Source organism: Terriglobus albidus (assembly GCF_025685425.1).
Lineage (GTDB): Bacteria > Acidobacteriota > Terriglobia > Terriglobales > Acidobacteriaceae > Terriglobus > Terriglobus albidus.
Genome location: NZ_JAGTAS010000043.1, coordinates 1 through 7,704, shown reverse-complemented (window position 1 = coordinate 7,704; position 7,704 = coordinate 1). Strand labels below are relative to the sequence as shown.

Here is a 7,704-nt window from a genome sequence, read left to right as displayed (position 1 = left end):
CAGAACTTCATCCACACGTGGCGGAACCAGGTAGCCCTGCTCCGGTGAATACGGAAGATAGCGCGACATACTCTCTTTTCGTATATCTATCCACGAAAATCAAGCACTCACACAGACTCTTTAGCCCGCTGATAGAAGCTCCTAAATAAGTTGGGCTTTAGCCCTGGGTCTTCTCTGTAAGTCAGGAAAAATCCCAGGGCTAAAGCCCAATCTTTATTGTTGTCGTTAGACCGTGGGCTGAAGCCCACGGCTCCCACCCGTTCGAGCTTCGCTCGATATCACATTGCGAATCACACCAGCAAACAAGTTCGCAGGGGACCCCGGCCCTTAAGCGCTTAGAACTCCCTACCCGGGTGCCCCACCCTCGGGGTCCCCAACGAACTTCGTTCGTTGGGGTGAACGCTCGCAACGCTAGGGTGGGCGGGAATCCACAAAATCCCACCCATTAGAAAACCAACTACTCTTTCTCCCCCGACTTGAGCTGCGGCATCTCGGTGCCCTGGCTCAGCTTGATCAGACCCGACTTGGCATAGCTCAGCAGTTTCTCCCGCGTGTCGATGATGTCGAGGTTGCGCATGGTGAGCTGGCCGATACGGTCGCGGGGCGAGAAGGTGCTCTCGCCCTTCTCCATGGTCAGGCGCTCGGGCTTGAAGGTCAGGTTGGGCGAATCGGTATTCAGGATGGAGTAGTCATTGCCGCGGCGCAGCTCCAGCGTGACCTCGCCGGTGATGGGCTTGGCGACCCAGCGGGTTGCGGCTTCGCGCAGCATGATGGCTTGCGAATCGAACCAGCGGCCCTGATAAAGCAGGCGGCCCAGCTTGCGGCCGTTGTCGCGGTACTGCTCGATGGTGTCTTCGTTATGTATGCCGGTGATCAGGCGCTCATAGGCGGCAAAGATCAGCGCCATGCCCGGAGCCTCGTAGATGCCGCGGCTCTTGGCCTCGATGATGCGGTTCTCAATCTGGTCGCTCATACCCAGGCCGTGACGTCCGCCGATGCGGTTGGCCTCGAGCATCAGCTCGACCGGGTCGGTGTACTCGGTACCATTCAGCGCCACCGGGAAGCCCTCTTCAAAGCGGATCGTGATCTCTTCGGCCTTGACCGGAACATCGTCACGCCAGAAGGCAACGCCCATGATGGGCTGCACGATGCGCACGGACGAGCTCAGCAGCTCCAGATCCTTGGCCTCGTGCGTTGCACCCAGAATGTTGGAGTCGGTCGAGTAAGCCTTCTCCGCCGACATCTTGTAGGCAAAGCCCGAACGCTGCATGAACTCCGACATCTCGGCGCGGCCACCCAGCTCGTCGATAAAGGTGGAGTCGAGCCACGGCTTATAGACCTTCAGGTCAGGATTGACCAGCAGGCCGTAGCGGTAGAAGCGCTCGATGTCGTTGCCCTTGAAAGTCGAGCCGTCGCCCCAGATGTTGACGCCGTCTTCCTTCATCGCGGTCACCAGCATGGTGCCGGTCACGGCGCGGCCGATGGGCGTGGTGTTGAAGTAGGTCACACCGGCGGTGGTGATGTGGAAGGCGCCTGCCTGCAGGGCGGCGATGCCTTCGCGGACAAGCTGGGCGCGGCAGTCGATCAGACGAGCCTTCTCGGCTCCATACTCCAGCGCCTTGCGCGGAATGGCGTCGTAATCGGCCTCATCGGGCTGGCCGAGATTGGCCGTATAGGCGTACGGAATCGCACCCTTCTGTTTCATCCAGTGCAGGGCGGCGGAGGTGTCCAGGCCGCCGGAGAAGGCGATTCCGACCTTCTGGCCGGTAGGTAGGTGTTCCAGGATGACCGACATTCAAACCTCAAGGTCCTGGCGAGAGCGCCGGACGTTTTTCTTTTATTTTACGTGGTGGATGTGAGGGGGCCGTTAGAGCAGATGGATAAATCGGCCCACAAACTGGGTGCCCCATCGGACCGTTGCGCTTGGCGCAACCGTTTCGCTCCGCAGGTGCGAATGTCTTGCTTAAGGGCACGGCTTCAGCTGTGCCGTAGTCGGACTTAGAAAGCAAGCGGCTTCAGCCGCTGAGGGCAATATCTTGGAAAAGCCGACCTCAGCGGCTGAAGCCGCCGTTTCTGTGAACTCTGTATGGGACGGCTGAAGCCGTCCCCTTAAGCAAAACAAACCGCGGGCTAAGCCCGCGGTTCCCACCCATCGTCGTTGCGATGGATTTCGCTGACTTGAGCGATGCTGCCGAGCTCTCAATATTTGCGCAGCTCTACTTTGCCGGCCGGGAATTCACGATATGTTTCATCAGATCGCGCAGGGCCGGGTCTTTTTCCGTGTCCATGGCGTGCTCCAGGGCCTTCTCCGCCTCGGCGGAGCGGTCGCGGCTGAGCCACTCAATCGCCGCAATGCGCCGGCCAAACTCCTGCCCGGCCAGGAAGCCGATGGACTGTTTGCGCAGGCGCACGACCGTCTCTTCATCGAGCTTCGATTGCAGCGAGGCCAGCGCGGTGAGCGCATTCGCGGCATCGTCCGGGTTAGGCGAGCTCTTCGTCACCCATGCTTCCAGATTGGGAGCGCAGGCGCGGGCAGCCTGCGCGGCGTCCAGCGTGGTGAGCGCATTGGCGACGGCGAGATTGACCTGGGAGCCGAGGGCGGGGTCCTGACAGAGAGAGTAGACGTAAGATTGCCCCGACCGCGGCGCCAGCCGAAACAGGGAACTCATCATGCTGAGCGTGACGCCGGAATCCGTCTCTTTCTGCAGTGCAGATTTCAGCGCCGGCGTCGCGCTGCGCACGTTGTCCGTGCCCAGGCGCATGGCGGCAAGGCGCCGCACCTCGGGATCGGAGTGCGAGAGCGCCTTCATCAGCGAGTCAGGATCCACACCGACACCGCGCTCCTGCAGAGCTTCGCGGGAGGACTTGGGTGCGCGATGTTCTTGTTGGGCGGGCGCTGGAGCCTGAGGTGATGCGGTTTGTGCCTGCATCGTGGCCGTGAACGCCACAAAGGTGCCAAACCACAGCAGCCAGCTCGATCCCCGCCCTGGCCAGCTCGATCCCACAGACCCGTACATCTCGATACAACTCCTCTTAAAAGTCTAGACCGAGGGGCAAAAAGCTGGCAGCTTCGCTACTGCTATGACCGTGCGAACGCGAGCAGCGGTTGGTCGTACGAGACAGGGATGGCAGCGAGCGATTGATCTGCCGTGTCTAGCTATGACTAGAAGATTTCCGATGTTTGTCAAGGGGGTTTAAGGAAAAGCAAGTGCTTTGTTTTCTGAACTCTAGAGTGTATCGACACATGGATAGAGGTAAGGGGCAACGCGATATGTCCAGGCTCTATTTTTTTGTCATAGTGGGGATCTCGGGTGCAGCCGGCAGGACCTCCAGCCTGGAAGCGATCGAGCCGATCGATCAGCTTCCGGCGCTCGATTGCCAGATCGCGGTCATCGGTCACCACTTCGTCGAACGCAATTCCATACCTCGGCAGAAAGGCGCGGAAATAGCAACCAGAGGGATTGTGGTCTTGCGTCCGATGGGAACGGCTACGAAGATCCGGGCATCGCGAAAAAGCGCTGAAGGCGCGCCCTATACCAGCCTGGGGCAACGCCCCAGGTAAGGGTTCCCACCAAGTTTTAAAGGGCTGAAGGCCCGCTCTATAACAGTTCTCAATCCCATACGTACCGCTCATCGAACGCAATTCCGTACCTCATGAGAAAGGCACGGAATTCATCCTGAAACGATACCTTTCGATGATGCTCTGCCTGGGTATCGATGTAGGCCATCAAGGTATCCCGGTCATCCAATCCAACGGAAAAGGCGGCATATCCGCGTTGCCACGCAAATTTCTCGATCGATTGGTTCTTGAGCCATTTGGATGAAGACGTCTTCAATAACTCAATCAACTCAGACACACTCGCTGTTCTCGACAGGCGAATAGCCAGATGAACGTGATCGGCGACGCCGCCGATCCGGTAGCATTCGCATCCGGCATTGCGGATGATGCTTGCCATATAGGCATACAACGGTTCGCGGATCGTTTCCTTTAGAAATGGATATCGTTCTTTGGTACTGAACACCACATGAACCAACAGCAGCGAGAGAGATTGTGGCATTGCCGGATTATAGAGCGGGCCTTCAGCCCTTTAACATCTTCGGGCGCGTAAACCTGGGGCGTTGCCCCAGGCTGGTATAGAACGCGCCTTCAGCGCTATTCATCGGTGATCTTGTCTGCATAGCCTTCCGATCGAGCCCGTGCTTTTCGTTGAGGTCTGTCTTCATGGGCCTTACGATCGGCGCCCACTCTTAACCACCGATTGACCAGCCAGCCCGCTGACTCCAATCCTCCACGCAACAACGGTCAGCGCCAGAAAAACCCCGATCACCAGAAGGTTGGGATAAAAGACCATTCCATGAAAGTGCGGCTCATGGCCCGGGATTCCCGCCCAATAGGACGAGCCAGGCAGCAGATACGGGATAAAGAAAAAAGGTGTCCAGTAGGAAGCGGAGAGTGCGGCAGCCGCCGTAATGGCAACTTTTGGCTCGGCGGACTCGCGCCATAACAGCCACACACCGGTCATAGCAACTCCGGCAAAGAAGAAGAGCAGAACCGCGCCGTGAAACTTTGCATGCGGATGCCACAGCGGATTGAGCAGGTGGTTCTTGCTCCAGTCCAATGCGAAGGACAAAGCGCTACCGAAGACCAGCAGAAAGGTGAGAAGAACTTTGCTGAAAAGCATGCCGTTCATGGTTGACTCCTATATGGTGAGTGAGTGCTCACTATGTGAGTTGTACTATACTCCTGTGCAGGAGGAAATGTTTCTCTTTCTCCCACGAATGATGATGCATGCAGCGTAAGACGGAACGAGAGCCAAAGAGAAACCGCAAGGCGGAGATCGTGGAAGCGGCCGATCGCCTGCTCCGCGAGCGCGGTCTCAGCGGGGTGACGACGCGGGCGATCGCCGAAGCCGTTCCATGTTCGGAGGGCGCCATCTACGTGCATTTCTCCGGGCGAGTTGAGCTTCTGCTCGCCGTACTGGAGCAGAGCCTGCCGGAGATGCTGGTGCCGCTGCATGCCCTGGAAGAAAACATCGGGAAGCAAACGCCGGAACGGAACCTGCTCACGGCGCTGCAGGGCTTGCAACGCTTCCACGAGCGGGTTGGGCCCATGCTGTCATCCCTGTTTGCCGAGCCTCCACTTCTGGAGAGCTTTCGCAAGATGCTCGACGGCCGCGCCAAAGGACCGCGCGGAGGGATCTCGCGCATCGCACGTTATATCGAGGGAGAGCAGAAGCTCGGCCGGATTCCAGAAGACCGGAATGCCGAGGTGATCGCGTCGATCCTGATGTCTGCTTCGTTCTTTCGCAGCTTCAGTACGGCCCTTACCGGACAGACAATTCCAGGGCTAAATCATCGCGATCTGGTAAGGAGCTTGCTGGGATAGCAGCGAATTCGAGAGGGCAATAACCCAGTGGTCATGGAGTTTCAGAGTCGTGCTTCACGGTGTTGTTTTCAGCGCTGAAGGCGCGCCCTATACCAGCCTGGGACAACGCCCCAGGATATTGATAGCGAAACGGTAAGAGGGCTGAAGGCCCGACCCATATTCCTGCAATGTCATAGCCTCGATCGTTGTTGCCTCCGGACCCGTTCACACGAGATACGGAATTTATGCGACGACGATACGTCTGGAATTGAAGACGCGATTATAGAGCGGGCCTTCAGCCCTTTAACATCTTCGGGGCGCCGGAAACCTGGGGCGTTGCCCCAGGCTGGTATAGAACGCGCCTTCAGCGCTTTTCATCGGAGGCTCGCAAAATTTGTGTCTGAACGCTGTTGTCGTCGGGCGCTCTTTCCCGATGGTCTTTTCTGTCTTTCATGCCACCGGAAGATTAAGAAACTCTAACTTTCCCATAGTGGGTCGCGAACGGAAGAATGTCTCGCGAAGTGTTTCAAGTTGTAACCGAGCCCAAGCCAAACTGAACAAGTAGGGAGGGCTTTCGGTTTGCGAAAGAAGACGCGGAGATCTGGATTGCACGGCATCGGAGTCGTGGTCGTGATGATCCTATGGATCTTTGGTACGGCAGGGTACGCATCCGGCCCCAGCACGCAGAACGGACCACGAGGAGCCGAGCCCCTTCCCCGCGTGATCGATTGGACGCCAACCACTCCTCTTCCAGACGATCTTGTCTTTGTGAACCACCTCGGACCCGGCAACAAGGGTGTGACCTTCCTTGTGACCCTGGGAGAAGATGGCAAGGTGAGTGAAGTACAGCCCATCGGAGGCTTCAGTCTTTATCTCAGCAGGCTGACTCCTCAGATCAAGCAGGCCACCTTCGATCCGAAGCAGACAGGGCGTGCCTTCGTACTCAGGCTCAAAGAGGATCCGCAGCAAAAGTCCCTTGAAGCATGGGAGACCTATTCCCAGCAGACCTGCACCCCGAGGACGGCGCTGTCGGTAATGTATCGCGTGGCCGAGCTCAGGCTCGGCAGCGATGATAATGCCGCCTCGCACTGCTACAAGTACATTCTGGATAAAAACCCATCATCCCTGGCTGCACGCTACGGCGTTGCACGGCAGTGTCTGGATCGGGAAGATCTCTGCGCGGAGTCCTATCTGGAGAGCCTGGTAGAGAGCGATCCCGACTTTGTAGAAGCGCGCGTAGGCCTGGCGTCTCTTCACTCCTGGTCTGAAGGCGAGATGGCACACGTTGCCGCATACGAGGAGATGCTGAAGCTGCAGCTTCCTCTGGCGACGAGAGAGTCTCTCCTGAATTCAGAAATCTTCACGCTGGAACGCGCGCATCACCTTGATCAAGCTGTGGACGCTACGGAGCGTTGGAACGCTGCTCTGACGCGCTTGTTGGCCGTATATCCGCGGCAGGTTCTTTTTCGTTATACCGAAGCCATTGACCACGCCCTGCTGGAAGAGGCCGCCGGGAAGTTCCAGAATGCGGCGGTAACGTATCAGTTGGCGACATCGATCGTCAGGCAGAATCAGGCTGCTTCTGAATTCTCCGCGTATCTGATCGATCTTGGGCTTGCGCGATCGCTGACACATCTCGCCCGTCCGGCTGAAGCGAAGCTTCTGTGCGATCGCTGGAAAGGCCGGTGGAAGCAGATTGCAGGTCATTCGTCACGCAATGCCTCGGCCGATGGCGTGATGGAGCTGGAAGCAAGATGGGAGTTCTCCTGTGGCGCACCTCAGCGTGGCGAAGAGCTGATCAACAGCGCAATCACGAAGTATCCCGAATCGGACGCCCCCTACAACGCGCTCTCGGAGTTCTACTATTCGATCGGTCAGATCGACCAGGCCCGCTCGGCAAAAGCAAAAGCAGAGCAGCTTCGTGAGGCATCCGCGGAGAAGCTACGCGAAGCAGAAGACCGGAGAATCGGGTTAGCGAATTAGGTCAAGCCGTGTGGAATAGCCGTTTTCGTTTGGTGTATTACGGCAGCGTTTCGAGAGGCCTTTAAAGCGCTGAAGGCGCGCCCTATACCAGCCTGGGGCAACGCCCCAGGTTTCCGTACCCACACGATATTAAAGGGCTGAAGGCCCGCTCTATATTCTCCAATCGTCACAAACGAAACGGTTCTTTTGTCTTGCTTAAGGGCACGGCTTGAGCCGTGCCGTATCAGATGGTACAGACCGGGCAGATGGGTAACAGATTAGACCGGGGAGATAGGTAACACTTTCGCGAGGTCGAGCGGAGGCGTGTAGAAGTCAGGCATGCCTTGGAGAGCGAGCGGAGTGTTGGAAGAGCGTAC

At 57.7% G+C, this 7,704-nt stretch carries 7 protein-coding genes; 3 read left to right on the top strand and 4 right to left on the bottom strand.

Annotated elements, in window-relative coordinates; all coding sequences use genetic code 11:
- Positions 1 to 457: 457 nt before the first annotated feature.
- Positions 458 to 1,795 (bottom strand): argininosuccinate synthase, encoded by a 1,338-nt coding sequence (argG, locus tag OHL21_RS07840; protein WP_263416700.1) that lies wholly within the window; start codon positions 1,793 to 1,795, stop codon positions 458 to 460.
- A gap of 421 nt (positions 1,796 to 2,216) precedes the next feature.
- Positions 2,217 to 3,017, bottom strand: a complete 801-nt coding sequence (locus tag OHL21_RS07835; protein ID WP_263416699.1) for a HEAT repeat domain-containing protein — start codon at positions 3,015 to 3,017, stop codon at positions 2,217 to 2,219.
- Positions 3,018 to 3,271: 254 nt separating this feature from the next.
- On the opposite strand from OHL21_RS07835, the gene OHL21_RS07830 reads away from it, so the two are divergent.
- Positions 3,272 to 3,562 (top strand): hypothetical protein, encoded by a 291-nt coding sequence (locus tag OHL21_RS07830; RefSeq protein WP_263416698.1) that lies wholly within the window; start codon positions 3,272 to 3,274, stop codon positions 3,560 to 3,562.
- A gap of 49 nt (positions 3,563 to 3,611) precedes the next feature.
- Here OHL21_RS07830 and tnpA read toward each other — a convergent pair whose 3' ends face one another.
- Complete coding sequence (gene tnpA, locus OHL21_RS07825) at positions 3,612 to 4,058, bottom strand: IS200/IS605 family transposase (RefSeq protein ID WP_263416697.1); 447 nt, start codon at positions 4,056 to 4,058, stop codon at positions 3,612 to 3,614.
- Positions 4,059 to 4,229: 171 nt separating this feature from the next.
- Positions 4,230 to 4,691 carry a DUF6640 family protein gene (locus OHL21_RS07820; RefSeq protein WP_263416696.1) on the bottom strand — a complete coding sequence of 154 codons (462 nt, stop codon included), beginning with the start codon at positions 4,689 to 4,691 and terminating at the stop codon, positions 4,230 to 4,232.
- A 98-nt stretch (positions 4,692 to 4,789) separates the two neighbouring features.
- On the opposite strand from OHL21_RS07820, the gene OHL21_RS07815 reads away from it, so the two are divergent.
- The gene (locus OHL21_RS07815; protein WP_263416695.1) at positions 4,790 to 5,386 is read left to right on the top strand and encodes a TetR/AcrR family transcriptional regulator; all 597 of its coding nucleotides are present in this window, start codon (positions 4,790 to 4,792) and stop codon (positions 5,384 to 5,386) included.
- A 558-nt stretch (positions 5,387 to 5,944) separates the two neighbouring features.
- Positions 5,945 to 7,348: a tetratricopeptide repeat protein gene (locus OHL21_RS07810; protein WP_263416694.1), complete on the top strand. Its 1,404-nt coding sequence runs from the start codon at positions 5,945 to 5,947 to the stop codon at positions 7,346 to 7,348.
- The last annotated feature ends 356 nt before the right edge of the window (positions 7,349 to 7,704 follow it).

Bases quoted from the DNA above. Each gene is read 5' to 3' on its own strand.
- OHL21_RS07820 (WP_263416696.1), bottom strand. From the start codon at position 4,691: ATGAACGGCATGCTTTTCAGCAAAGTTCTTCTCACCTTTCTGCTGGTC.
- OHL21_RS07830 (WP_263416698.1), top strand. From the start codon at position 3,272: ATGTCCAGGCTCTATTTTTTTGTCATAGTGGGGATCTCGGGTGCAGCC.
- OHL21_RS07835 (WP_263416699.1), bottom strand. From the start codon at position 3,017: ATGTACGGGTCTGTGGGATCGAGCTGGCCAGGGCGGGGATCGAGCTGG.
- tnpA (WP_263416697.1), bottom strand. From the start codon at position 4,058: ATGCCACAATCTCTCTCGCTGCTGTTGGTTCATGTGGTGTTCAGTACC.
- OHL21_RS07815 (WP_263416695.1), top strand. From the start codon at position 4,790: ATGCAGCGTAAGACGGAACGAGAGCCAAAGAGAAACCGCAAGGCGGAG.
- argG (WP_263416700.1), bottom strand. From the start codon at position 1,795: ATGTCGGTCATCCTGGAACACCTACCTACCGGCCAGAAGGTCGGAATC.